26 protein-coding genes and 4 tRNA genes are annotated in these 24,484 nt (G+C 67.7%); 12 read left to right on the top strand and 18 right to left on the bottom strand.

Going from position 1 to position 24,484, the window contains the following annotated elements:
* Positions 1 to 9: 9 nt before the first annotated feature.
* The gene (gene ygfZ / locus AC5Y5E_RS14520) at positions 10 to 1,104 is read right to left on the bottom strand and encodes a CAF17-like 4Fe-4S cluster assembly/insertion protein YgfZ (RefSeq protein ID WP_499903663.1); all 1,095 of its coding nucleotides are present in this window, start codon (positions 1,102 to 1,104) and stop codon (positions 10 to 12) included.
* A gap of 110 nt (positions 1,105 to 1,214) precedes the next feature.
* Here ygfZ and AC5Y5E_RS14515 point away from each other — a divergent pair, with 110 nt between their 5' ends.
* Positions 1,215 to 2,081: an aminodeoxychorismate lyase gene (locus AC5Y5E_RS14515; protein WP_499903938.1), complete on the top strand. Its 867-nt coding sequence runs from the start codon at positions 1,215 to 1,217 to the stop codon at positions 2,079 to 2,081.
* A 250-nt stretch (positions 2,082 to 2,331) separates the two neighbouring features.
* Here AC5Y5E_RS14515 and AC5Y5E_RS14510 read toward each other — a convergent pair whose 3' ends face one another.
* The 6 genes from AC5Y5E_RS14510 to lmeA form a co-directional block, all read right to left on the bottom strand.
* Positions 2,332 to 3,000: a heme-binding beta-barrel domain-containing protein gene (locus tag AC5Y5E_RS14510; protein WP_499903662.1), complete on the bottom strand. Its 669-nt coding sequence runs from the start codon at positions 2,998 to 3,000 to the stop codon at positions 2,332 to 2,334.
* Between the two features lie 143 nt (positions 3,001 to 3,143).
* A complete protein-coding gene (locus AC5Y5E_RS14505; protein WP_499881751.1) occupies positions 3,144 to 3,446 on the bottom strand; it encodes a DUF1416 domain-containing protein in 303 nt (100 codons plus the stop codon).
* Between the two features lies 1 nt (position 3,447).
* Positions 3,448 to 4,281, bottom strand: coding sequence for a sulfurtransferase (locus tag AC5Y5E_RS14500; RefSeq protein WP_499903661.1), 834 nt, complete (start codon positions 4,279 to 4,281; stop codon positions 3,448 to 3,450).
* Between the two features lie 38 nt (positions 4,282 to 4,319).
* On the bottom strand, positions 4,320 to 4,784 hold the full coding sequence (locus tag AC5Y5E_RS14495) for a DUF4395 domain-containing protein (RefSeq protein WP_499903660.1): 465 nt from the start codon (positions 4,782 to 4,784) through the stop codon (positions 4,320 to 4,322).
* Positions 4,785 to 5,010: 226 nt separating this feature from the next.
* Positions 5,011 to 5,427 carry a thioredoxin family protein gene (locus AC5Y5E_RS14490; protein ID WP_499903659.1) on the bottom strand — a complete coding sequence of 139 codons (417 nt, stop codon included), beginning with the start codon at positions 5,425 to 5,427 and terminating at the stop codon, positions 5,011 to 5,013.
* Positions 5,424 to 6,236: a mannan chain length control protein LmeA gene (gene lmeA, locus AC5Y5E_RS14485; RefSeq protein WP_499903937.1), complete on the bottom strand. Its 813-nt coding sequence runs from the start codon at positions 6,234 to 6,236 to the stop codon at positions 5,424 to 5,426. The genes AC5Y5E_RS14490 and lmeA overlap by 4 nt, the downstream gene beginning before the upstream one ends.
* Positions 6,237 to 6,410: 174 nt before the next feature.
* Here lmeA and AC5Y5E_RS14480 point away from each other — a divergent pair, with 174 nt between their 5' ends.
* From AC5Y5E_RS14480 to pstB, 6 genes are all read left to right on the top strand, one after another.
* Positions 6,411 to 7,190, top strand: coding sequence for a winged helix-turn-helix transcriptional regulator (locus AC5Y5E_RS14480; protein ID WP_499903658.1), 780 nt, complete (start codon positions 6,411 to 6,413; stop codon positions 7,188 to 7,190).
* Positions 7,187 to 8,110 (top strand): mycothiol synthase, encoded by a 924-nt coding sequence (gene mshD / locus AC5Y5E_RS14475; protein WP_499903657.1) that lies wholly within the window; start codon positions 7,187 to 7,189, stop codon positions 8,108 to 8,110. Before AC5Y5E_RS14480 ends, mshD begins: the two co-directional genes overlap by 4 nt.
* A gap of 158 nt (positions 8,111 to 8,268) precedes the next feature.
* Positions 8,269 to 9,393 carry a phosphate ABC transporter substrate-binding protein PstS gene (pstS, locus tag AC5Y5E_RS14470; protein ID WP_499903656.1) on the top strand — a complete coding sequence of 375 codons (1,125 nt, stop codon included), beginning with the start codon at positions 8,269 to 8,271 and terminating at the stop codon, positions 9,391 to 9,393.
* Positions 9,394 to 9,437: 44 nt separating this feature from the next.
* On the top strand, positions 9,438 to 10,475 hold the full coding sequence (gene pstC, locus AC5Y5E_RS14465; protein WP_499903655.1) for a phosphate ABC transporter permease subunit PstC: 1,038 nt from the start codon (positions 9,438 to 9,440) through the stop codon (positions 10,473 to 10,475).
* Entirely contained in the window at positions 10,472 to 11,386 is a 915-nt protein-coding gene (pstA, locus tag AC5Y5E_RS14460; RefSeq protein WP_499903654.1) for a phosphate ABC transporter permease PstA, read from the top strand. The genes pstC and pstA overlap by 4 nt, the downstream gene beginning before the upstream one ends.
* A gap of 12 nt (positions 11,387 to 11,398) precedes the next feature.
* Positions 11,399 to 12,175, top strand: coding sequence for a phosphate ABC transporter ATP-binding protein PstB (pstB, locus tag AC5Y5E_RS14455; RefSeq protein ID WP_499903653.1), 777 nt, complete (start codon positions 11,399 to 11,401; stop codon positions 12,173 to 12,175).
* Positions 12,176 to 12,181: 6 nt separating this feature from the next.
* Here pstB and phoU read toward each other — a convergent pair whose 3' ends face one another.
* From phoU to AC5Y5E_RS14430, 5 genes are all read right to left on the bottom strand, one after another.
* Positions 12,182 to 12,850: a phosphate signaling complex protein PhoU gene (gene phoU, locus AC5Y5E_RS14450; protein ID WP_499903652.1), complete on the bottom strand. Its 669-nt coding sequence runs from the start codon at positions 12,848 to 12,850 to the stop codon at positions 12,182 to 12,184.
* 58 nt (positions 12,851 to 12,908) lie between these two features.
* The gene (locus tag AC5Y5E_RS14445; RefSeq protein ID WP_499903651.1) at positions 12,909 to 15,014 is read right to left on the bottom strand and encodes an LCP family protein; all 2,106 of its coding nucleotides are present in this window, start codon (positions 15,012 to 15,014) and stop codon (positions 12,909 to 12,911) included.
* A gap of 204 nt (positions 15,015 to 15,218) precedes the next feature.
* A complete protein-coding gene (dusB, locus tag AC5Y5E_RS14440; protein ID WP_499903650.1) occupies positions 15,219 to 16,352 on the bottom strand; it encodes a tRNA dihydrouridine synthase DusB in 1,134 nt (377 codons plus the stop codon).
* 4 nt (positions 16,353 to 16,356) lie between these two features.
* The gene (locus tag AC5Y5E_RS14435; RefSeq protein WP_499903649.1) at positions 16,357 to 17,379 is read right to left on the bottom strand and encodes an acyl-ACP desaturase; all 1,023 of its coding nucleotides are present in this window, start codon (positions 17,377 to 17,379) and stop codon (positions 16,357 to 16,359) included.
* A gap of 167 nt (positions 17,380 to 17,546) precedes the next feature.
* Positions 17,547 to 18,161, bottom strand: coding sequence for a TetR/AcrR family transcriptional regulator (locus AC5Y5E_RS14430; protein WP_499903648.1), 615 nt, complete (start codon positions 18,159 to 18,161; stop codon positions 17,547 to 17,549).
* A 68-nt stretch (positions 18,162 to 18,229) separates the two neighbouring features.
* Here AC5Y5E_RS14430 and AC5Y5E_RS14425 point away from each other — a divergent pair, with 68 nt between their 5' ends.
* On the top strand, positions 18,230 to 19,243 hold the full coding sequence (locus AC5Y5E_RS14425) for an oxygenase MpaB family protein (protein WP_499903647.1): 1,014 nt from the start codon (positions 18,230 to 18,232) through the stop codon (positions 19,241 to 19,243).
* A 6-nt stretch (positions 19,244 to 19,249) separates the two neighbouring features.
* Here the strand turns inward: AC5Y5E_RS14425 and AC5Y5E_RS14420 are convergent, their stop codons facing one another.
* Genes AC5Y5E_RS14420 through AC5Y5E_RS14410 form a run of 3 tightly spaced genes read right to left on the bottom strand, consistent with a single transcriptional unit; the run spans position 19,250 to position 20,379 of the window.
* Positions 19,250 to 19,453, bottom strand: coding sequence for a zinc transporter Slc39a7 (locus AC5Y5E_RS14420; protein ID WP_499903646.1), 204 nt, complete (start codon positions 19,451 to 19,453; stop codon positions 19,250 to 19,252).
* Positions 19,450 to 19,860 carry an ArsR/SmtB family transcription factor gene (locus tag AC5Y5E_RS14415; protein ID WP_499903645.1) on the bottom strand — a complete coding sequence of 137 codons (411 nt, stop codon included), beginning with the start codon at positions 19,858 to 19,860 and terminating at the stop codon, positions 19,450 to 19,452. Before AC5Y5E_RS14415 ends, AC5Y5E_RS14420 begins: the two co-directional genes overlap by 4 nt.
* Positions 19,861 to 19,878: 18 nt before the next feature.
* Entirely contained in the window at positions 19,879 to 20,379 is a 501-nt protein-coding gene (locus AC5Y5E_RS14410) for a nucleoside deaminase (RefSeq protein WP_499903644.1), read from the bottom strand.
* A gap of 90 nt (positions 20,380 to 20,469) precedes the next feature.
* On the opposite strand from AC5Y5E_RS14410, the gene AC5Y5E_RS14405 reads away from it, so the two are divergent.
* A complete protein-coding gene (locus tag AC5Y5E_RS14405) occupies positions 20,470 to 21,369 on the top strand; it encodes an SAM-dependent methyltransferase (RefSeq protein ID WP_499903643.1) in 900 nt (299 codons plus the stop codon).
* Here the strand turns inward: AC5Y5E_RS14405 and AC5Y5E_RS14400 are convergent.
* Positions 21,359 to 22,156, bottom strand: coding sequence for a TIGR04255 family protein (locus AC5Y5E_RS14400; RefSeq protein WP_499903642.1), 798 nt, complete (start codon positions 22,154 to 22,156; stop codon positions 21,359 to 21,361). The two genes, AC5Y5E_RS14405 and AC5Y5E_RS14400, sit on opposite strands and share 11 nt — an antisense overlap.
* A 125-nt stretch (positions 22,157 to 22,281) precedes the next feature.
* A tRNA-Lys gene (locus tag AC5Y5E_RS14395) sits at positions 22,282 to 22,354 on the bottom strand.
* 135 nt (positions 22,355 to 22,489) lie between these two features.
* On the opposite strand from AC5Y5E_RS14395, the gene AC5Y5E_RS14390 reads away from it, so the two are divergent.
* From AC5Y5E_RS14390 to AC5Y5E_RS14380, 3 genes are all read left to right on the top strand, one after another.
* A tRNA-Glu gene (locus tag AC5Y5E_RS14390) sits at positions 22,490 to 22,562 on the top strand.
* Positions 22,563 to 22,591: 29 nt separating this feature from the next.
* Positions 22,592 to 22,668: transfer RNA gene (locus AC5Y5E_RS14385), tRNA-Asp, on the top strand.
* Between the two features lie 26 nt (positions 22,669 to 22,694).
* Positions 22,695 to 22,771: transfer RNA gene (locus tag AC5Y5E_RS14380), tRNA-Phe, on the top strand.
* A gap of 1 nt (position 22,772) precedes the next feature.
* Here AC5Y5E_RS14380 and AC5Y5E_RS14375 read toward each other — a convergent pair.
* On the bottom strand, positions 22,773 to 24,452 hold the full coding sequence (locus AC5Y5E_RS14375; RefSeq protein WP_499903641.1) for a PE family protein: 1,680 nt from the start codon (positions 24,450 to 24,452) through the stop codon (positions 22,773 to 22,775).
* Positions 24,453 to 24,484 lie beyond the last annotated feature (32 nt).

Genomic DNA, 24,484 nt, shown 5'->3' with positions numbered 1-24,484 from the left:
CATCGACGATTATCTCGCACCGCCCCGCAACCGTTCAACGGCTCGCCGTCCCGCGCCGACGTGTTCGGTGGCGGGCAGTGAATCGGCGTCGATCGCCGCGGCCACGTCGCCCTGTGGGCCGGTCGCCAGCTCGGTGTCCGCGGGCAGGCCGCGCTTGACGAGCGCCAGCGCCACCGGCCCGAGATCCACGTGCTCGACCACCGTTCCGAGGCGTCCGACGGTGCGACCGCCGGCGAGCACCGCGTCTCCCGTGGCGGGCCGCTCCACCGATCCGTCCAGATGCAGCAACACCAGCATCCGTGGCGGTTTACCCAGGTTGTGCACCCGAGCGACGGTCTCTTGTCCGCGATAGCAGCCCTTGTCCAGGTGTACGGCGCCCTCGCCGGGACCACCGATCCACCCCACCTCGTGGGGGATCGTGCGCTCGTCGGTGTCGATGCCGAGCCGCGGGCGCAGCGCCGCCACCCGGTGCGCCTCGTACGCCCATACCCCGGCCGCGCGCACGCCGGCACGCGCCAAGCGGTCCCGCCAGCCGGCGGCCTCGCCACGCGGAACCAGCACGTCCAGTTCGATCGGGCCGGCGGGGGCGCCGGGCATCCGTCGCGCAAACCCGCCACCGGGGACCGGAACCGCGGTCGGCTCGGTCGGCAGAGCGTCGATGCCCAGCGCGTCGAGCACCGCCGGATCGGCCAGCCGCGGACCCAGCAGCGAGAGCACCGCCAGGTCCGCGCCGCTCGGGGTGACCTCGGACCAGAACACCATCTTGCGCAGGTATTGCAGCAGCGGCTCGCCCCGCCACGGCTCGGTGTCCAGGTAAGTGGTGCCGCCCAGCTCCGTCTGGATCCAGTGGTCCTCGACGCGGCCCTGGCCGTCGAGGCTGAGGTTTTGGGTGCTCGCGCCGTCGGGCAGTTCGGCGACGTGCTGGGTGGAGATGCTGTGCAGCCAGGTCTGCCGGTCTTTGCCGGTAAGGGTGAGGACCGCGCGGTGCGAGCGGTCGACCAACACCGCGTCGGTCTCGGCCGCCCGCTGCTCGCCCAGCGGATCGCCGTAATGCCAGACCGCGCCGGCGTCGGGCCCGGGATCGGGTGCGGGGACGGGATTCACGCAATCAACTCTACGGACCCGTTGTGCGCCCAGCCGCACGCTCGAGCGCGACCGTGCGGCTGGCCGCACCCTCGCGGCTAGGCTTAGCCTCCATGGCCGACCAGACGGGTGTGATCGTCACGCTGGACGGCCAGGCGCACCCGCCGGGGACGCCGCTGTTGCACGCCGACGACTTGGCGGCCGTTCGCGGCGACGGCATCTTCGAGACGCTGCTGGTGCGCGACGGCCGTGCCTGCCTGGTCGGCCCTCACTTGCAGCGCCTGACGCAGTCCGCCAAGATGATGGACCTGCCCGTGCCGGACCTCGCCGCCTGGCGGAATGCCATCGAGGAGGCGGCGCGGCGGTGGGCCGCCGGCACTTCCGACGAAGGCGCCATGCGCTTGATCTACACCCGCGGCCGCGAGAGCGGTTCGCCGCCGACCGCCTACGTGATGGTCAACGCCGTCCCGGAACGGGTGAGCGCGGTTCGCCGCGACGGGCTCTCCGCGATGACGCTGGATCGTGGCCTGCCGGCCCGGGGCGCCGACGCCATGCCGTGGCTGCTGGCCGGCGCCAAGACGCTGTCGTATGCGGTCAACATGGCCGCGCTGCGGCACGCCGCCCGGCAGGGCGCCGGCGATGTCATCTTCGTCAGCGCCGACGGCTACATCCTGGAAGGCCCGCGCTCGACGGTGGTGATCGCCGCGGAACCGGGCGCGGACGGGAATCCGTGTCTGCTGACACCGCCGCCCTGGTACCCCATCCTGCGGGGCACCACGCAACAGGCGCTCTTCGAGGTGGCCCGGGCCAAGGGCTACGACTGCGACTACCGCGCGCTTCGGGTCGCGGACCTGCTTGCGGCCCAAGGGATCTGGCTGATATCGAGCATGACCCTGGCGGCACGGGTGCACACGCTCGACGGACGCCGACTGCTCCGATCCCCGATCGCCACCGAATTCGCCGAACTGGTCGACGCGGCCATCGTCAGCGATCGCTGAGCGCTGAATTCGGTTGTCGGCTCGCGAAATCCCCGGTACGGTCGGCCGTACACAGGGAAGGAGGTGGTCCGCGAAATTGATAGCTTCATGGACATGTGAGGTGGCTACGCGCTAGCTGCATTGGCTCGGAAGAGTCGGCGATCAACGCGCGCTGGCGAATTCCCCGTAGCCACCCGGCCCCCGAGCTTCCGGTCAGTCCAACCAGGAGCTTTGCTCGGGGGCCGCTCCATGTCAGGACGCCGGTAGGACGTTACCCCGCGAACCGCGACAGCCGCGCCGAAAGATGGGGCACCAGACCGCCGTCGGCGTCCACCCGCTCCTCGACGTAGGCCAGGTCGCCGCCTTCGACGATGCCGTAGAGCCGCTTGGCGCCGCCGACCAGCAGACCCGATCGGCTGCGGGCCAGCGCGTCGGTCACCAGCTCCCACGACGACTGCGTGCGGGGCCGCCCGTAGAACAACTCGATGTACCCGGCCGAATGGGCCAACAACAACTCGATCGCCTGCGACTCGGTGGGATCGTCGTCGGGATCGCTGACGAAGCGCCAGAAGCCCGTCTCGCGCAGGCCGGGTTCGGAGTACCCGCCCGCGTCATCGAGCCGCCAGGACCGCGCTTCCCAATTCAGATAGTCGCCGCCGTCGTGCGAGACCACGATCTGCTGGCCGAACCGGTAGTCCCCGTCGGCTCCGCGGCCCTCGCCCTCGCCTCGCCACACCCCGACCAGCGGCAGCAGCGCCAGCAGTGCGTCGTTGAGGTTCGCCCCTTCGCGCAGATTCGCGGTGTCGGCGGGCACCGGCAGATCGTCGAAGCCGGGGATGTTGCGGGCCGCCGTAACCTTGGCGCGCTCGGCGGCGGCAGCGACCGCGCGGTCGCCCGAGCCGCCGGAAACGACCGGGCCGTCAGGATCCTCGGAAGTCACGACTCGTCAGTGATGAGCCGGTAGAGGGTGTACAGCGCGAACCATGAGATGACCACGACCGCGACGACCAGCATGATCTCGAAGAAGAGCACCACGGGAACGAGTCTATTCGTCCCGGGAGTCCCCGGGGACCGGCCGGTCCGTCAGGCGATCTTGACGTCGACCTCGTGAACGCCGGCACCGGACGGGGCCACCACGGCGTCGCCGTTGCCGACGGGGGACAGCGCGCGCAGCGTCCAGGATCCCGGTGCGGCGAAGAACCGGAAGTCACCGGTGGCCGACGCGACCACCTCGGCGGTGAATTCGTCCGACGAGTCCAGCAGGCGGACGAACGCGCCACCCACCGCCTGACCGTCGCCGTCCACAACCCGTCCGGTGATGACCGTTTCCTTCTCCAGATCGACGCTGGCGGGCAACGTCAGTCCTTGCTTCGGTCCAGAGCACATATCAGCTTCCCAACTCGATCGGGGCACCCACCAGGGAGCCGTATTCCGTCCAACTGCCGTCGTAGTTCTTGACATTCCGATGGCCGAGTAATTCCTGCAGCACGAACCAGGTGTGCGACGAGCGCTCGCCGATTCGGCAGTACGCGATGGTCTCCTTGGCGCCGTCCAGGCCGGCGTCGGCGTACAGCTTGGCCAGCTCCTCGTCGGACTTGAAGGTGCCGTCCTCGTTGGCGGCCTTGCTCCACGGGACGTTGATCGCGCCCGGGACGTGGCCCGGCCGCTGGCTTTGTTCCTGCGGCAGGTGGGCCGGGGCGAGGATCTTGCCCGAGAACTCGTCGGGGGAGCGCACGTCGACCAGGTTCTTGACGTTGATGGCCGCGATGACCTCGTCGCGGAAGGCCCGGATGCTGTTGTCGGGCGCGGCCGCGGTGTAGGACGTGGCGGGCCGGCTGACCGTGTCGGTGGACAGGGGGCGCCTGTCGAGCTCCCACTTCTTGCGGCCGCCGTCGAGGAGCTTGACCTTCTCGTGGCCGTACAGCTTGAAGTACCAGTAGGCGTAGGCGGCGAACCAGTTGTTGTTGCCGCCGTAGAGGATCACGGTGTCGTCGTTGGCGATGCCGCGGTCGGACAGCAGCTTGGAGAATTGCTGTGCGTCGACGAAGTCGCGCTTGACCGGGTCCTGCAAATCGGTGCGCCAGTCCAGCCTGATCGCGCCGGGGATGTGACCGGTGTCGTAAGCGCTGGTGTCCTCGTCAACTTCCACGAAGACGACGTTCTCGGCGTCGAGATTGCTCTGGGCCCAGTCCGCGGAGACCAGGACGTCGGAGCGTGCCATGGATGGGTTCCTTTCGATTGCTGCTGATGAACAGGGGGCTAGGAGGGAGAGGGGCGCAAGCGTGCGACCAGCGGGTAGATCTGGCAGCCCAGGCAGATGCCGAAGGCCGCGTTCAGGAAGGCGGCGACCAGCGCGAATGCGGTGGCGATGACTCCGACCAGGAAGGCGCCGGCGGCGAATCCCGCCGCGGCGACGACCGCGAAGATCAAGCCGACGAGTTGGGCGAACTTCAGCGGCGCGACCGGCTCGCGCTCCGTGACCGGCCCCAGCCGGGGCGCCACGGCGGTGGCGAAGATGCGCCCATAGGGATGCCGGCGCGGGCCGCCGACGGCGCCGATCGCAAAGACGACGGCCTGCGCCCCGAGAATGATTGCGGCGACCGGCGGGCTGAGGGCCGAAACGACGAGCGCGGCGACCAGCACCGCGGTGGTGACCCAGGCGGCAAACCTGGGGCCGCGGACGTCGACGCGGTCCGGCTCGACGGCGGTGTTGCTGCTCGGCACGGTGTTACTCCTAGAAATCTTGTTGCGCGGAAATGGGGGAGGCACGACTTGGAAAGCCTCGGTGGGGGCTCCGAAGCTGCTCCGAGTGCGCGCGGCGGCGCCGCTACTCAGCAGCTACAGCAACAACAACAGCCCGCGATGCGGCACAGTTCGACTGTGCGACGCGTGGTGAGCATGGGCTCGAGGCGGGCTGACACGTCGGCAAGCTTACCCAATGACGCCGTCGTCAAGCCAACAGCGGCTGCAGCACCGAGCGCAGGTCGGCGGCCTTCGGTACGCCGGACGCCCGGTACCGCTGTCGCCCCTCGACGTCGAAGATCAGCGTGGTGGGCAGGGAGAGCACCGAAAACCGTCGGGCCGTCGCCGGATCGGCGTCCAGGTCGATCTCGAGGTGGGCGACGTCGCCCATGTCCTCGCAGACCTGGTGCACCACCCGACGGACCCGATCACACGGCCCGCACCACGGGGCGCTGAAATGCACGACGGTCGGGCCGCTACGAGACAGGCCCAGGTCCGCGGTATCGGTGTCGGCGCCCCGATCGGCGGCGATCTCGCGGACGTGCCCCGAGCGGCGCGTCAGCAGCCATCCGGCAAGGGTTGCCACCAAGAAGGCCGCTACGGTCGCGCAGACGACTGTGGTCATGACTGCTTGAACCCCTCGAGGGCGACGGTTACTCCCTGCGTGACGCCCTCAATGATGATGTCGGACCCACGGGCCCCCTCGGACGTCGGCGCCACGCCGAACGGAAGCCGCTGGTTGGCCAGCCTGGTGCTGAAGGCGCGCAGCACCGCGTCCCGCTTGGCGTCCGGAACGGGTTGGTTGGCGGTGTCGGGGCCGGTGAGGACGCCGGTCGGGGTGAACACCAGCGTCGCCGGGTCGTCGGGGGCGATGGACAGGTCGACCGAGACGCTGACCCGGTGGTCGAAGTCGGCCGATTTGGGCGTGCCGCTGAACACCAGGCCGTGGCTGTCGGAGATGCCCGAGGCGGTGACGCCGCCGGTGGCGGTGTTGGTGACCGCCGGGGGCGCCTCGACCATCAGGTCGGTGATGCCCATGTACCGGCCCAGGTGAATCGAATCGACGATGATGCGGCTCTCCAGCCGGCCCACCGGCAATTTCGCCTCGGGCCTGATCAGCCAGGACGCCTGGGTTAGATCGACCGAATACATGGTGGCCTCGAGGGTGGCGGTGCCGACCATCGTGTGATCGACCGCGTTGGCCTTGATCTCCACCTGGCTGTAGCGGTGACCCATCGCCTGCGGGATGAAGGGGAAAGCCACGATCGCGACGAACGGGTCGGACCCCAAGTTCGCCACCTTTCGCATGCTGGTCGATAGCCGGTATTCGGCATAGATGCTGGTTCCGTAGTCGACGCCGACGGCGCCGATGACGATCACGGCCACCGCAGCGCCCGCCGCCGCGACGCCGATCAGCACCTTGCGCATGCGCACATTGTCGCGTAATCGCATTGCCGCCGCGTCATGCACTGTCCGGTGGCGGGCCTCACACTGGCAGATACCCTGCCCCGAAAAGGCAGGTGGCACGTTATCGTTAGATGACCTGGCAACCAACGCGTCGTGGCGTTATCGAAATTGGGAGACGCCTTTCCCACGATTTGGAGGGGCTTGTTGGAGCTTTTACTGCTGACCTCGGAGCTGCACCCCGACCCGGTGCTGCCGTCGTTGTCGTTGCTTCCCCACACCATTCGGACGGCGCCGCCAGAACCCTCCTCGTTGCTAGAGGCCGGAACCGCGGACGCCGTGCTCGTCGACGCGCGCACCGACCTGTCGTCCGCGCGCGGCCTTTGCCGGCTGCTGAGCACGGCGGGCCGGTCCGTCCCCGTCCTGGCGGTGGTGAGCGAAGGCGGCCTGGTCGCCGTCAGCGCCGACTGGGGTCTCGACGAGATCCTGCTACCCAGCACCGGGCCCGCCGAGATCGACGCGAGGCTGCGGCTGGTGGTCGGTCGCCGCGGCGGGCTGGCGGACCAGGAGAGTGCCGGCAAGGTGAGCCTCGGCGAGCTCGTGATCGACGAGGGCACCTACACCGCGCGGCTGCGGGGCCGCCCGCTCGATCTGACCTACAAAGAGTTCGAGCTGCTGAAGTACCTGGCCCAGCACGCCGGCCGGGTGTTCACCCGCGCGCAACTGCTGCACGAAGTGTGGGGCTACGACTTCTTCGGCGGCACCCGCACGGTCGACGTGCACGTGCGACGGCTTCGGGCCAAGCTCGGCCCCGAGTACGAGGCGTTGATCGGCACGGTGCGCAACGTGGGTTACAAGGCCGTCCGCCCGGCGCGCGGCCGCGCGCCGCTCGCCGAGCCCGATGATGTCGATGCCGTCGACGACGCCGAGGCCGACTCCGAGGAGCTGCAAAACCCGCTGGGCGACCCGCTGCGCAGTCAGTGAGCCCGCCCGAGTGGCGCTCCACACTGACCGCCGATGAGCAGCGGGGGGTGCGCGAACTCATCTCGGCGGCAACCGAATTCGATGGGGTAGCGCCGGTGGGCGAACAGGTGTTGCGCGAACTCGGGCACGACCGCACCGAGCACCTGTTGGTCACCGGTGGCCAACCGGGCTCGGTTACCGGCTATCTCAATCTGAGCCCGCCCCGCGACGGCGGCGCCGGGATGGCCGAACTGGTGGTGCACCCGCGGGCGCGCCGGCGCGGTATCGGCGCCGCGCTGGGACGCGCGGCGGTGACCAGGACCGGCGGGCGGAACCGATTCTGGGCGCACGGCACCCTCGAGCCGGCCCGGGCGACCGCGTCCGCGCTCGGCCTCGTCGCCGTGCGCGAGCTGGTCCAAATGCGGCGATCGCTGCGCGACGCCGGCGACCCGGTGCCGCCGGTCCCCGGGGTGCAGATCCGCACCTACTACGGCACGTCCGACGACGCCGAGCTGTTGCGGGTGAACAACGCGGCATTCGCCTACCACCCCGAACAGGGCGGGTGGACCGAGGCCGACTTGGCGGAGAGGCGCAGTGAACCCTGGTTCGACTCGGCCGGCTTGTTCCTGGCCTTCGGCGCCCGCGACAGCGACGAGGCGGGCAGGCTGCTGGGGTTCCACTGGACCAAGGTGCACCTCGACCGACCGGGTATGGGCGAGGTCTACGTCGTCGGCGTTGATCCCGCGGCGCAGGGCCGGCGCCTGGGGCAGGCGTTGACGGCCACCGGGATTCAGTACCTGGCACGGCGGCTGTCCGGTTCGGCCGAACCGACTGTGATGCTCTACGTGGAGTCCGACAACGTCGCCGCGGTGCGGACCTACGAGCGCCTGGGATTCACCATCTACAGCGTCGATACCGCTTTCGCGCCGGCGCCCGGCTGACCCTCGTCGTGTGGATGCGAAGTGTTCACATTGCATTCACCTCGACCGACTTCTCTGGGTCCTATCGGCGCATATTTTCGCGGTGACTTGGCAACCTCCTTTGGGGAGTGGCCAGCGGCGCCCGGATGCGTCCCGAAATGCGTCAGAAAGCGAGATCGGTGAGGCTCGACAGGCACGGCAGGGCGCTGACGGTCGTCGCGCTGGCGCTGGCCATCTGCGGTGCAACCCTGACCGCCTGCGGCAGCGACGACAACCGCCGCGGCGCGTCGCCGGCCGCGATCTCGGGACCCACCGGCACGGCGGGCTGCGGGGGCAAGAATGGGTTGACGGCGGAGGGTTCGACCGCCCAACTGAACGCGATGTCGCTGTTCAACCAGGTGTGGGGGCAGTACTGCCCGGGCAAGGGCGTGTCGTACAACCCGACCGGGTCGGGCGCCGGCCGCGAGCAGTTCATCGCGGGCCACGTCGACTTCGCGGGGGCGGACTCGCCGCTCGTCGCCGACCAGATCGGCCCGGCCGCCAAACGCTGCGACGGAAACCCGGCGTGGGATCTGCCGCTGGTTTTCGGCCCGGTCGCGCTGGTGTACAACCTGCCCGGCGTCCAGCAGCTGGTCGTCAGCAGCGACGCCCTGGCCAAGGTCTTCAGCGGCAGGATCACGGTCTGGAACGACCCGATCCTGGCGGCGCTCAATCCCGGGGTGGCGCTGCCCGCCACCAAGGTGGTGCCGATCTACCGGGCGGACTCGTCGGGAACCACCGACAACGTCCAGAAATATCTGACGGCCGCCGCGCCGCAGAGCTGGACCCGGGGCGTGGGCACGGAGTTCCAGGGCGGCGTCGGCGAAGGGGCCGCGAAGTCGGCCGGCGTGATCCAGGCCGTGCGGGCCACACCGGGTGCCATCGGGTACGTCGAGAAGGGGTTCGCCGACCAGGCCCGGTTGCCGTATGCCCTGATCGGCACCGGCAACGGCGTGGTTCCGCTCACCGCCGACACCGCCAACAAGGCCATCCAGGCGGCCAGCTTCGTGGCCGACGGCAACGACCTGGTGCTTGATCTGAACCCGGTGTACGCCGGACAGCAGGAGGGCTCGTATCCGCTGGTGCTGGCCACCTACGAGATCGTGTGCTCGAAGGGTTACGACGCAGATACCTCCGCGGCGATCAAGTCGTTCCTGGGCGTGGCCGCGACCAACGGGCAGGCCGGCCTCGCGTCCGCCGGTTACGTTCCGCTGACCGATAAGGTCAAGGGGCGATTGGTTACCGCGATCAATGCCATGCAGTGACCGGTGGGCGCGAGGAGCGACAGCAGAACTGTGACGGGATCACAGTGACAACGCCAGACCCATCCGCAGCGGGTTCGGGTGCGGTTGTCGCTGCGCCCTTTCCGGAATCGCCGGTGGTGCCGATCAGCCCCTGGGGACGTGCCCAGCCGCGGATGGGCGACAGGATATTCCGTTGGCTCGCCAGGGGTTCGGGCGTTCTCGTCGTTGTCCTGATCGCGGCCATCGGCGGGTTCTTGCTGTTGCGCGCGATTCCGGCGCTGAGGCGCAACCGCGAGAACTTCTTCAGCTACGGGGATAGCTGGGTCACCACCGACACGTCGGCCATGCACTTCGGAATCCCCGAGCTGCTGCAGGTGACCGTGTTCGTCTCGGTGTTCGCCTTGGTCCTGGCCATGCCGGTCGCCCTGGGCGTCGCCCTGTTCATCACGCAGTACGCGCCGCGGCGGGTCGCCGGGCCGCTGGCCTACGCGGTCGACCTGCTCGCCGCGGTGCCCTCGATCGTCTACGGCGTGTGGGGCCTGTACGTCCTGGCGCCGCAGCTGCGGCCGGTCGCCAACTGGCTGAATCACAGCCTCGGATGGTGTTTCCTGTTCGCCACCGGCAACGCGTCGGTGGCGGGCGGCGGCACCATCTTCACCGGCGGGATCGTGTTGGCGGTCATGATTTTGCCGATCATCACCGGCGTGACCCGGGAAGTGTTCGTCCAGACGCCGCACGAGGAGATCGAGGCGGCGCTGGCGCTCGGCGCCACGCGCTGGGAAGTGGTCAGGACGACCGTGCTGCCGTTCGGGCGATCCGGTTACGTCAGTGGCGCGATGCTGGGCCTGGGCCGCGCCCTGGGCGAGACGGTCGCGCTGCTGATCATCTTGCGGGGTACCCAGGCCGCGTTCGGGTGGTCGCTGTTCGACGGCGGCTCGACCTTCGCGACCAAGATCGCGGGCGCGGCAGGGGAATTCGACGACCGGTTCAAGGCCGGCGCCTACATCGCGGCGGGGCTGGTCCTGTTCCTGCTCACGTTCCTCGTCGACACGCTGGCCCGCGGAGCCGTGGCCGGCGCCGGCAACCGCGGGGGCGGTCGATGACCTCGATGCTCGACCGTCCGCTCAAGGCGCGGGCCCTGTCCGACCTCGGCCGCCGCCGTCGGGTCGCGAACAACACCGCGACCGCGTTGGTGACCATCTCGATGGTGATCGCCGTCATCCCGTTGCTGTTGGTGCTGTACTCGGTAATCGCCAAGGGGCTCAAGGCGGTCGGGTCCACCACGTGGTGGACGCATTCCCAAGCCGGTATGACGGCGTTCGTGGCCGGCGGCGGCGCCTACCACGCGATCGTCGGAACCCTGCTGCAGGGACTGGTGTGCGCCCTCATCTCGGTGCCGATCGGCATCATGGTGGCCATCTACTTGGTCGAATACGGAGGCGGAACACCACTGGGCCGGCTGGCCACCTTCATGGTCGACATGTTGTCCGGCGTGCCCTCGATCGTGGCGGCGTTGTTCATCTACGCGCTGTGGGTGGCGACGCTGGGGCTGCCCCGGTCCCAGTTCGCGGTGTCGCTGGCGTTGGTCCTGTTGATGTTGCCGGTGATCGTGCGGGCCACCGAGGAGATGCTGCGGATCGTTCCGGTGGACCTGCGCGAGGCCAGTTACGCGCTGGGCATCCCGAAGTGGAAAACCATTGCCCGCGTCGTGATTCCCACCGGGATGTCCGGCATCATCACCGGGATCATGCTGGCGGTGGCCAGGGTGCTGGGTGAGACGGCGCCCCTGCTCATCCTCGTCGGATATTCGCAGTCGATAAACTTCGACATCGCACACGGGTTCATGGGATCGCTGCCCGGCATGATGTACGACCAGACGTCGGCCGGCGCGGGCGTCAACCCGGTGCCCACGGATCGGTTGTGGGGTGCCGCGCTAACCCTCATTCTGGTCATCGCGGTCATCAATGTCGGGGCCAGGGTGATCGCGAAATTCTATGCCCCCAGGAAGTCGTAGGCAGGAGCACTAGTGGCCAAGCGGTTGGACCTCAAATCCATCAACATCTACTACGGGTCGTTCAAGGCGGTCGCAGATGTGACGATGTCAATCCTGCCCCGCAGCGTGACCGCGTTCATCGGTTCGTCGGGCTGCGGCAAGACGACCGTGCTGCGGACGCTGAACCGGATGCACGAGGTTATTCCCGGCGCCCGGGTCGAGGGCAGCGTGCTGCTGGACGACCAAGACATCTACGCTCCCGGTATCGACCCGGTCGGTGTGCGCCGGGCGATCGGCATGGTGTTCCAACGGCCGAACCCGTTCCCCGCCATGTCGATTCGGGACAACGTGGTCGCCGGCCTCAAGCTCCAGGGCGTGCGCAACCGCAAGCTGCTCGACGAAACGGCCGAGCACTCGCTGCGCGGCGCGAACTTGTGGGAAGAGGTGAAGGATCGGTTGGACCGGCCCGGCGGTGGATTGTCCGGTGGCCAGCAGCAGCGCCTGTGCATCGCGCGCGCGATCGCCGTGCAGCCCGACGTGCTGCTGATGGACGAGCCGTGCTCGGCGCTGGACCCGATTTCGACGCTGGCCATCGAAGAACTGATCAGCGAGTTGAAGCAGGACTACACCATCGTCATCGTCACGCACAACATGCAGCAGGCCGCCCGGGTGAGCGATCAGACGGCGTTCTTCAACCTGGAGGCCACCGGAAAGCCCGGCCGGCTGATCGAAGTCGACGACACCGAGAAGATCTTCTCCAACCCGACCCAGAAGGCGACGGAGGACTACATCTCGGGCCGCTTCGGCTAGCGAACGCTAGCGCGCAGGCGGTTTGGTCTCGTCCTCCGGCAAGCTGCCGGTCGCCTGGAAAATGACGCGCCTCGCCACTTCCACCGCGTGGTCGGCGAAGCGCTCGTAGAAGCGGCCCAGCAACGTCACGTCGACGGCCGCCGCCACACCGTGCTTCCACTCCCGGTCCATCAGCACCGAGAACAGGTGCCGGTGCAGATCGTCCATGGCGTCGTCTTCCTCGCGGATCCGGGCGGCTTTCTCCGGGTCGCGCGACAACACCACCTCTTGCGCGTTGTTGCCCAATTCGACTGCGACCCTACCCATTTCGGCGAAATACCCGTTGACCTCCTCGGGCAGCGCGTGCTGGGGATGGCGCCGGCGTGCGATCTTCGCGACGTGCAAGGCAAGCGCGCCCATCCGGTCGATGTCCGCCACCATCTGGATGGCGCTGACGATGGACCGCAGGTCGCCGGCGACCGGTGCCTGCAGCGCCAGCAGCACGAACGCGCTTTCTTCCGCTTCGGCGCTCAGCGTCGCGATTTTCTCGTGGTCGGAGATCACTTGTTCGGCCAGCACCAGATCCGCCTGCAGCAGGGCCTGGGTGGCCCGCTCCATGGCGATCCCCGCCAGCCCGCACATCTCGCCCAGGCGCTCGGATAATTCCGAGAGCTGCTCATGGTAGGCCGTCCGCATGCCGCCAAGCCTACGTTCTCGACGCCGGAAAAGGATGGCGCCTTAGCGCCAAAAATCTTTACTCGCAGGTGGTGTCGGCCGCGTTGGTGACCGTCAGGTCGTCGGGCAGCTTCGTCGGAGTGTTGCCCGACCCGCGTTCGATCTGCATGCTGATCGACGAGCCGGTGGGCGCGGGAGTGGCGACCGAGTTGAAGTCGGGCCCCAGCACCACCTGGATGACTTGGCCGTAGCCCGACACTCGCTGGACCTTCGCGTTGGCGAACGACGAGGCCACCGTGGCGGCGGCCTGCTCGTTGCCGGGCGAGAACAACACCGTCGTCGTGCTCACCGAGCTGGGATAGTCATCCGGCGACATCACGTTGAAGCCGTTGCGCTTGAGCTGGCTGGTCGCGGTGGTCGCCAACCCGCTCTGCGTTGTCGCGTTGGATACCCGCACCGTCACATCCTGCGGCGCCGTCGTCGTCACCTGCTGCTGCTGGGCCTCCGGGGTCGCGGTGGGGCTCGGCGCCTTCTTGGCGGTGGGCGCCTTGCTCGGGCCCGAACCCGGCGTCGGGGTGGACGAGGTCCCCAAATTCAGCGCGTTCTGGTCGTTTTCCTCGGGCAGCGGGTCGTCGTTGATGATCGCGTCGAAAAGCGCCCGCATGTCGGCCATCCGTGGGGGCTCGTCGCCGTTCTGGTCCGTCACGCCGGTGGGCACGGTGACAAACGTCATGTGTCCGGCCGCCATCCCCTGCAGCGACTGACCGAGCTGGACCAGGTCCTTGGTCTTGACGTTGTCGACGGAGGTGTCGTTGATGACCATGTTGACGACGTTGTTGAGCTTGTTGAGGTCGAGCAGGGTGTCCTCGGAGATCAGCGACCGCAACAGCGAAGACAGGAACAACTGTTGGCGCTTGATGCGGCCGTAGTCACCGTTGGTCTCAGTGGTGACCTGGCGGGCCCGCACGTAGTTGAGCGCGGTCGGCCCGTCGAGCACCTGGCGCCCCCCGTGTTCGAGGACGGTGCCCAGTTCGTAGTCGTGTATCGGTGTGCGGCTGCAGACTTCGATTCCGCCGAGGGCGTCGACCATCTTCGCGAAGCCGGCGAAGTCGACGGCGATGAATCGGTTGATGCTCAACCCGGACAGCTTCTGGATCTCCTTGACCAGACATTTCGGGCCGCCGAACGCGAAGGTCGAGTTCAGCTTCGTCTCGGTGTAGACCGTCTTGGGACCCCAGGTCTTGGTCTTCTGGTCGTAGAGGGGTCCGTACTTGCCGGTGTCGGGGTTCCACGCCTCGCATTGGATCGGAGTGATCGCGAGGTCGCGGGGGAACGACACCGCCACCACGCGTTTGCGGTTGGCGGGAATGTTGACCAGCATCACGGTGTCCGACCGCGCCCCGCCGGCGTCGTCGGCGTCCCCGGCGCCCATGTTGGCGTTGTCCCCGGACCGGGAGTCCATCCCGACGATCAGGAAGTCTTCGTCGCCGTACTGGCCGCCGGGATCGCGGATGTCGCTCGAGTTCGGGTCGAGTGCGTTGACGATGTTGAGGCGGTTGTTCTTCGACGCGCTCCACTGCCACGCCCCGCCGGTCAGGGCCAGCGCCAGCACCGCGGAGAATGCCGCCATGGAACGCACCGCCACCAAGATCGGGCGTCGCCGCCGTCGCTTGGCCTTCGGCTCGCGGTTCTCGGATTCCCGCTCGGGGGCGGGGCCGGCCTCGGTCTCATCGGGTTCGAACTCGTCGTAATCCGCGTAATCGGCGGCCTCGAGGTCGGGCAGCTCCGGCGCGGGCTCGGACAGATAGGCAGGTGTCTCGATTACCTGCGTTTCCTGCAGGTCGACGGGCAGGCCGGACCCGGCCTCGGGAATTTCGGCGTCCGGTGCGGCGTGGTGGTGACTGGGCCGGGCGGTGCTCGGGGCCCCGACCTTGGCGATCAGATCGGCGACCGTGAGCCCGCCGTCGGTGTGGGACCCCGCCTTTTCGGCCTCGACCAGCGGCGGCTCGACGGCCTCAACGCTCTCGAAAGGCTCGACGCCCTCGTCCGGGGCCGGCTCGGCCAGCCAGCGGTGGACGCTGTGATCGGACAGCGGTTGCGCGAACCGCTCCCATGGGGCGGCGCCCAGCGTCGGCGGAGGGGTGCGCCGAGGGCCACGAGTGGCGTCAGTGCCGCCATTACCCATGTCCGATCGGCCTCCAAAACCCTGGTGCAACTCTGATGCGACGCCGGACTAGCCATCAGCGCCGCGAGCCGTGCCACCCGTGGGTCGCACGGTGTTCCCGCGCTCCCGCGGCGGCACGCAACCGACCCCCACCGAAGCGCAATGCAGCAAGGTCCACATCGTACTGAGTTATCGGCGCGGACGCGATTTCGCGCGTGTTAACGCTTAGCCGCCAGAGTGCATGACGTCCGCCCCCGCGGGCACCGTGCAGTCGTCCGGGTCGGTCAGCCAGCCGTCGGGAAGGGCCACGCGGGCCGGTGAGCCCTGCCGACCGCGAGGGCCGCTCGCCGCGTCCGGAAACGGGACGGTGCGGTCCAGCCGGTCGACCAGAATGTCGAGCTCATCCAACGTCGTGACCATTGCCAGCGCCCGACGCAACTCGGATCCGGCGGGAAATCCGTGCAGGTACCAGGCGACGTGCTTGCGGATGTCGCGCATGCCCTTGTCCTCGCCGAAATGCGCTGCCAGCAGCCGGCCGTGCCGGCGCACAATGTCGGCGACCTCGCCCAGCGTGGGCGGTGTCGGGGCCGGGCTCCCGGTGAACGCGGCCGACAACTCGGCGAAGAGCCAGGGCCGGCCCAGGCAGCCGCGACCGATGACGACGCCGTCGCATCCCGTGCTGGCCATCATCGCCAACGCGTCGCTGGCGTCATAGATGTCTCCGTTGCCGAGCACCGGGATGGTCCGCACCTGCTGCTTGAGCAGGGCGATCTGGTCCCAGTCGGCGGTGCCCGAGTAGCGTTGCGCCGCCGTGCGGGCGTGCAGCGCGACCGCGGCCGCGCCCTCGGCCTCGGCGATGCGGCCGGCGTCCAGGTGGGTGTGGTGCTCGTCGTCGATGCCGATCCGGAACTTCACGGTCACGGGGATGTCGGCGCCCTCGGTGGCCCGCACGGCCGCGGCGACGATCTGGCCGAACAGCCGCCGCTTGAACGGCAGCGCCGCCCCGCCGCCACGCTTGGTGACCTTGGGCACCGGGCAGCCGAAGTTCATGTCGATGTGGTCGGCCAGGTTCTCGTCAGCGATCATCCGGGCGGCCGCGTAGGTGGTCGCCGGGTCGACGGTGTAGAGCTGCAGCGAGCGGGGTGACTCGTCGGGCGCGAATGTCGTCATGTGCATCGTGACCGGGTGTCGCTCGACCAGAGCGCGCGCGGTCACCATCTCGCAGACGTACAGCCCGCTAACGGTGCCGACCTTGGATAGTTCCAGCTCACGGCACAGCGTCCGGAACGCGACGTTGGTCACGCCCGCCATCGGGGCCAGCACCACCGGGCTGGCGAGCGTGATCGGACCGATGCGCACGGCCCTACCGGCGGCTCATCGCCAGCTTGCCCGCGGTCTGGTGCAGCTCGAATGCGGTGGTCCTCTTGCCCGTGCGGGCCTCCCGGTCGAGTTGGCGCCGCTTGGACACCTCGAACTTGTCGCAGGCTGCCTCGAGTTCCTTGATCAGCAAGGCAAGGTCTTCGCGCAAGTCGGCAGCCTCACCGGTGATGTCATCACGCTCGAAGAAGCGCCATTTCTTAAGAACCGGCATGACGACGTCGTCGAGGTGGATGCGGGGGTCGTACACGCCCCCGACGGCGATCAAAACGGCTTTGCGCCGGAATTCGGGTACCTGGAAGCCTGGCATCTGGAAGTTACGCAGAATCTTGTGCAGCGACTTCGTCGCCTGGTTGGGATCGATCTCGAACCCGGCCTCACTGACGTCGCGGTAGAAGATCATGTGCAGGTTCTCGTCGGCCGAGATCTTTGCCAGCATCTGGTCTGCGATCGGCTCGTTGCAGGCCTTACCGGTGTTGCGGTGCGAAATCCGGGTCGCCAGCTCCTGGAACGTGACATAGATGACCGAATCGAACAGGCTCTCGGCGAACAGGTCTTCCCGAACCTGGTGATTCTGGCCCGGGCTGAAGCCGCGGTTCACCACCTCGATGCGCAGCTTCTCCAGTTCGACCGGGTCGACCGCGCGGGTCACCACCAGGTAGTCGCGCAGCGCGATCCCGTGCCGGTTCTCCTCGGCGGTCCACCGGTTGACCCACTGCCCCCACGCGCCGTCCATACCGAAGTTCATCGCGATCTCGCGGTGATACGAGGGCAGATTGTCTTCCGTCATCAGGTTCTGCACCATCGCCACCTGGGCGAGGTCGGAGAGCTTGCTCTCCTCGGGGTGCCAGTCCTGGCCGCCGAGGGCGTAGTAGTTCTTGCCGTCCGACCACGGGATGTAGTCGTGCGGGTTCCAGGGCTTGTGCACGCTCAGATGCCGGTTCAGGTACTTCTCCACGACCGGTTCGAGTTCATGCAAAAGCTGTAAATCAGTCAGCTCCGCTGACATGGCCCCTCCAGTTATCTGTGTCTGCGGGTAGCAGTCAATATATCTGTGTCTCCCGGTAGCATCAAGTTCCTCGCAGCGCGCCGCGCGGCCCAGTTTTCGGCGGTGGACGGGCGTCGCGGAAAACCCGCCTCGTTACGGCTAGCCAGTGCGGGGTGTGCGCGAAACCGCTACTCGGGCATCTCCTGCTCGGCGGGCGGTACGTAGGGCGCCGCGGCGTTGAAGAGCATGTTGACGCAGTAGTCGATGAACTGCTTGCGGGTGGCCCCGAGCCGGCCGTTGAGGTAGGCGGTGAACAGGCTCGTCAACCCGCCGACCAGGCTGGTGGCGATCAACTTCTGCAGCACCGGATCGCCGATGCGCGACAGCTTGCGCTGCAGCAGGTCGATGAAGTTGGGCATCCATTCCGCGCCCGACCGCGTCAACACCGGCTCCACCGCGGGCGCCAGGAGCAGCACCCGGCCCCGCACGGGGTCGTCGACCATGAGCTCGACGAACTGTTCGACGGCCTCGCGCGGCGTCTTCGCCGAGGTGAGGGTGTTCATCGCGCGCGTGCAGACGTCGTCGTACACGGCGCGCACGAATTCGTCGCGGTCGGCGAAGCTTTCGTAGAAGTAGCGTTCGGTGAGCGCGGCCTTCCGGCATACGGCACGCACCGTCAGCGCGGGGCCGCGGTCGCTGCCGAGCAACTGCACGCCCGCGGTGATGAGGTTGTCGCGGCGGAGGGCGAGGCGGCTCTCGAGGGGCACGCCGGTCCAACGCCCCCGTCGTTGACCCGTCTGCACATCGCTCCTAAGCTCTAAAGTGACAACGCACGTAGTCAGAATTGCCACATACTTACGGGGATCCAATAGTGACTCAACATACGTCCGCGGCCCGCCCGCTGAACAGCGGCGCCTCCGATGGTGTCGCCGGTGGGTGCCCGGTGTCACCGCTGGGCTACGCCACGCCGCCGAGCCCCCTCGGGCCCGATTCGTTGACCTGGCGGTACTTCGGCGACTGGCGCGGCATGCTGCAGGGTCCGTGGGCGGGATCCATGCAGAACATGCACCCGCAGCTCGGCGCGGCGGTCATCGACCATTCGACGTTCTTCCGGGAGCGCTGGCCGCGGTTGCTGCGCTCGCTGTATCCGATTGGTGGCGTCGTGTTCGACGGCGACCGTGCCCCGGGCACCGGCGCCGAGGTGCGCGACTATCACACCGACATCAAGGGGGTCGACGAACAGGGCCGGCGCTACCACGCGCTGAACCCGGATGTCTTCTACTGGGCGCACGCCACCTTCTTCGTCGGCACCATCCATGTGGCAGAGCGGTTTTGCGGCGGGCTGACCGAAGCGCAGCGGCGCCAGCTCTTCGACGAGCATGTCGAGTGGTATCGCATGTACGGCATGAGCATGCGGCCGGTGCCGGCATCCTGGGAAGAGTTCCAGGAGTACTGGGAGCACATGTGTCGCAACGTGTTAGAGAACAACTACGCCGCGCGCGCGGTCCTCGACCTGACCGATCTGGCCAAACCACCGTTCGCCCAATGGCTTCCGGACGCGGCGTGGGCCGCGCAGCGCAAACTGATGGCCCCGTTCTTCGTGTGGCTCACCGTCGGTCTCTACGATCCGCCCGTGCGCGAGCTGATGGGCTACCGGTGGTCGCGCCGCGACGAATGGCTGCACCGCCGGTTCGGCGATCTCGTCCGCCTCGTCTTTGCCTGCGTACCAACGCGATACCGCAAACACCCGCGGGCGCGCGCGGGCTGGGATCGCGTGACCGGGCGTATTCCGCACGACACACCCCTGGTGCAGACGCCGGCGCGCAACCTGCCGCCGCTGGATGAGCGCGACAACCCGAAGCACTACTGTCCGAGGGTCTCCTAGCTTCCGCTACTCGTGCGCGTGGCCGTGCGCGCCTTCGAGGTCGCACTGGTGCACGTGCGTGTGAGTGTGCTCGGTTCCGTCGTCGTGGGTGTGCGCGTGCTCGTGCGTGACGTGGTCGTGGTCGTGCGTGGTGTGCGCGTGTGAGTGAGCGCCGTCGGCATGGCGGTGCTCGTGCGCGTGCGGTGCATCGTGGCTGTGCTGTTCGGTCATCGTTTACCTTTCGGGTGTGAAATAGGTTGTCGTTTAGGGCCGTTGGACACCGCCTTCAGCCCGCCCTCGGCTCGGTGATGGAGGGGAACACCGGGGCCGGCGTGCTCCGCGTTGCGCACCGCGTCGATGACGAGCTGGCGAACGTGGTCGTTCTCCAGGCTGTAAAAGATGGTGGTTCCCTCGCGGCGCGTCTGGACCAGCCGCGCCATCCGCAGCTTGGCCAGGTGCTGGGACACCGACGGCGCGGGCTTGCCCACGTGCTCGGCGAGTTCGTTGACCGACATCTCGCGATTGGTCAGCGACCACAGCACTTGTACGCGGGTGGCGTCGGCGAGCATCCGGAACACCTCGACGACGAGGCCGGCCTGGTCGTCGGGCAGGCGGCCTTCGCTACTATCTGCATGCATACGCAGATAGTAGCCGCTTCATCCCGGCGGAACGACCGTGGCTTGGCGCCGGCCGCCGTTGCATTCGTTCCAGAACCGGTAGACGTCCACCGCCGCTTCCTCGGGTTGGTAGCGCATCGGCAGCCGACGGTGGTCCCAGGCCTTGGCGAACTCGTCGTAGAACGTGGCGAGCTCGAAGTACTTGCGGTCATCCAGGTAGTACTGCCCGTAAGCCTCGCGCGTGGTGAGGAACACGACTTCCCTGGGCGAGCAGTAATACAGCGAGCCCAGGCACATCGGGCACGGGTGGGCCAGCACGTAGATGGTGCTGTCGACGAGGTGCTCGGTGCCGAGTCGCATGCACGCCTCGCGGATGGCCAGTATCTCCGCGTGCGCGGTCGGATCGTTGGTCTGGGCGACCCTGTTGGCGCTCTCGGCCAGGATCTCGCCGTCGTTGACGATGACCGTGGCGAACGGGCGACCGCCCTCGGCGACGTTCTGGCGGGCCAGGTCGATCGTCCGCTGGGCGAAGTCCGTCACAGGTCGCAGGGTAGTCCCGCGCGGATGGGTGAGCGGCGCTGTGATAGTAACTAGATTGTCTATGTTTTTCGGCTGGGATGAGGAAACACCATGGCGCGGACCGATCGTGATCGTTGGGACCTTGCGACGAGCGTCGGGGCCACGGCCACCATGGTCGCCGCCCAGCGGGCGCTGTCGACCGACGAGAAGTTGATCGACGATCCGTACGCGGCGCCGTTGGTGCGCGCCGTCGGCATCGACGTCTATGTCCGGTTGGTCAACGGCGAGATCCCGGTCGGCGCCGAATCCGAGTTCGACCCACAGCGCATGGCGCGCGGGATGGCCTGCCGCACCAGCTTCTACGACCAGTTCTTCCTCGACGCCGCGCAAAGCGGCATCAACCAGGTCGTCATCCTGGCGTCGGGGCTCGACGCGCGCGCGTACCGACTGCCGTGGCCTGCGGGCACCGTGGTCTATGAGATCGACATGCCGGAGGTGATCGAGTTCAAGACGCTGACGCTGCGCGACCTCGGCGCCGAGCCGACTGCCGAGCGGCGCACCGTCGCGATCGACCTGCGTGACGACTGGGCCGCGGCGCTGCGGGGCGCCGACTTCGACCCGAAGGCTCCCGCGGCCTGGAGCGCCGAAGGCCTATTGGTGTACCTGCCCGACGAGGCCCAGGACGCGCTGTTCGACAACATCACCGCGTTGAGCGCCCCCGACAGCCGCCTGGCTTTCGAATTCGTGCCCGACACAGCCATTTTCGCCGACGAGCGGTGGCGCGCACACCACGACCGGATGAGCGAACTCGGGTTCGAGATCGACTTCAACGATCTCGTCTATCACGGTCACCGCAGCCACATACTCGACCATCTGCAGCAGCGCGGCTGGCGGACGTCGTCGCAAACCGTCAGCGAGTTGCACGCCGCCAACGGCTTCGTCTATCCCGACGACGAACTCGCCGAAGCCTTCGCCGACGTGACTTACACCCGCGCGACGCTTACCGGCTGAGCAGGTCGTCCTTCAGGCGGTCGGTGAGCATCTCCTGGAACACGGTGCGGGCCGGGTCGTACAGGTCCTGGAAGGTCGCCAGCACGGTGTTGCGGTCGTACTCGGGGATCGAGCCGAGCGGAGTCCAGAAGCTGTCGATGTCCATCAGGAAGAACGGTCCCTGTTGGGCCGGCATGGTCCGGCGCAGGTGGTAGCTCGCGTCCAGCGCCTGACCCACGCCCGGGCCGTAGCGCACGATCATGGACTTGCCCGGCTGCGCCTCCCGGTAGACCGCCGCACCCTGCCATTCCGTCAGGGTCAGCCCGGCGGGCGCGATGCGCTGCGGTCCGAGCAGCGGCTCGGCGATCCAGTTGCTCCATTCGATGCGGCCATCCACACCCTGCGGGACGCGGATCTCGAGGACGTAGCGCAGGCCGAGGCGTTCCACCCCGACGATCGGCGAGAACTGCGCGCGGGCGTCGATGACCCGCATCACCAGGTCGACCAGCGTCTCGAAGTTGCTGTAGGCGGTGGTTTCGATCACGACCGCCTGGGTCTTCATCGAGGCGGCGAGCGTGTTGTCGCGGTTGACGTAACGGACGAAGCGCTCGGCGGCCGGTTGCGGTTGCCCGCCGGCGCCCATCGCCCAGGCGACGTCTTGCGCCTGGCGTTCGATGGGCAACAGGTCCGCGAGCAGGCGCCTCAGCTCCGCGCTCGATGATTCGGTGAGGGAATCCGTTGCTGGGTGACGGATTTCCATGGTTACCAGGGCTACTGGCGCGTTTGGGTAGGCCGCATCGACACTCATCTTGCCGAGCATAGTCAAGGCGTTCGACGGTGAAACCGGGGCCTGCCGCGCGCCCGTGGGGCCAGGAGCTCGCAGACTCGGCCGTGGCGCCGTCGGGCATCTGTCGGGCAATAAGCGCTGGTCAGTGCCCCCACTAGGACTCGAACCTAGGACCTGCGGATTAAAAGTCCGTAGCTCTACCAACTGAGCTATAGGGGCGCGAACGTTCAGGATACTGGGTTGCCGGCGGGGCTCGGACGCCGCTCGTTTGAGGATTGGGCCTGCGGTGACCTAAGCTGACGTGGCTCCCAACGGTAACTGCGTTGCGAGTGCCCCCGAAGTGATTCGGTTCTGGCCCCCATCGTCTAGTGGCCTAGGACGCCGCCCTTTCACGGCGGTAGCACGGGTTCGAATCCCGTTGGGGGTACGCGACGCGGAGACGCGGAGCAACAGCGAGGCCCTGTGGCGCAGTTGGTTAGCGCGCCGCCCTGTCACGGCGGAGGTCGCGGGTTCGAGTCCCGTCAGGGTCGCCAACACGGCGAGGCACTCAATGCCTTCCGGCCAGGTAGCTCAGTCGGTACGAGCGTCCGCCTGAAAAGCGGAAGGTCGGCGGTTCGATCCCGCCCCTGGCCACCAATCAGAAACTCCCGTACGGCGTCCCGGTGACGATCGAATACGCGGCCTCCCCGAGGACGGCAACTTCCAAACCGCCTAGCATCGGCAACAATCCGACATCGGCGGCGATCGGGGAGCCGATCGCGTTGACGAGCCCGGTGAGGGGCTGACCGTTGACCATCTGGGTTACCCCGTTCAAGAACAGGTTCAAGTCGTAGGACGGCAACGAGACGAGCACGGCGGTGGTGATGTCCGCCGACGGAAGCAGCGTCGAGTAGGCCGTCGAGAACGCCGTCGTCGCGGCGCCGACGATCTGCGTGTTCGCGGCCTCCAAGCCCGAGATGAGGTCGGTTATCGAGGGCTGCCCGGTGGGCGGGGCCGGTGTGCCGGGCGCCGATGAGAATGATGTGAGCGCCTGCGATAGGTCGTGCAGCGACGGCAGCTGCGGGGGGCCTTCGGCAGAAAGGTCGCCGATCGCGGCCCCGACGCCCTGATGAAGCCCACTGACCAGGGCCGGCCCCAGCGCCGCCGTGTCGCTGAGCGGCGGTAAGAATCCGAACGGGGTCGGCACGTCGGCCGGCCCGGTGGACCAGCCGAAATTTGGATCGCCGTAGCCCCAGTTGACCAGAGGCCTCAACACCGGCTGGACCAAATCCGCGATCGGGTTGCCGACATAGGGGATGTACCGCACCGGATCCAGCAGCGGCAGGTTCTGGGTCGGAATCATGTAGAAGGTGGTGGTCGTCGGACCCTGGGTCGGCAATACCACCGCCGAATTGATCTGCGTGGGAGTGAGGTTCTCATAGCCTCCATGCACGGTCACCATTCCCGCCACGGCATTCAGGTCGGCGAAGATATCGATCGGGTATTGCGGGAAGTCGGCCCAGCCGTCGTATTCGAGCGTGTAGACCTTGGTCGCGAAGTCATTCGTCGGCATTGGGCCAAGGGTAGAAAAGCCCAACGTCGGCAAGCTCAAATCCGGGAAGCGCGCGTCCCAGCCGCCGTTGGGATTCATCGAATTGCCAAGCAGCACAAAGTTTATCGGTAGATTGCTCGGCGTGCCGGCGGGGTCCAACAATTGCATTTCCAGCGCGGCGATGTTGGCGCCCTGCGAATAGCCCAGAACGTTCACGGTGTTTCCGGCGGTGAGTTGCTGTTGGATCGCGTTGTTCAGGGCCGTGACGCCCCGGGCTATCGAAATGTTTTGCATCAAGTCTTTGATGCCGCTATCCGGGTATTCGCCCGCCGGCATGAACAGTGCCTGCACCAGGCCGACGGGGAAATTGGGTGCGACGTACTTGCTGACTACGTTGGCCACGAAATCCGGCGGAGGGAAAGGCATTCCGCTGCCGCCCAGCACGAATGTCACCGGCGGGTCCGTCGCGCTGGTCGTGCCGCCGGTCGCGGCGAGCGCCGCCACACCGGCGGCCTCGGTGCTCGCGTAAGCGTCGCCGGCCGCGGACAGCGCCCGGGCGAACTCACTGTGGAACGCCGCCGCCCGCCCGATCAGCGCCTGCCACTCCCGGCCGTACGCGGTGAATAGGCTCGCAACCGCCTCGGACACCTCATCGGCGGCCGCCGCCACCACGCCGGTTGTCCTGCCCGCCGCGGCCGCCCCGGCGCCGTCGAGTGTCGAACCAATCGCCGACACCTCGGCGGCCGTCTGCGCCATCAGCTGCGGCTGCGCGAACACGGACGCCATCGGCCCCTCCCTCCTACGCCAGCATAAAGCGG

Source organism: Mycobacterium sp. NGS54, assembly GCF_059812465.1.
The sequence above is the reverse complement of the archived record's forward strand: the minus strand, read 5'-3'. Positions and strand labels throughout refer to the sequence as shown.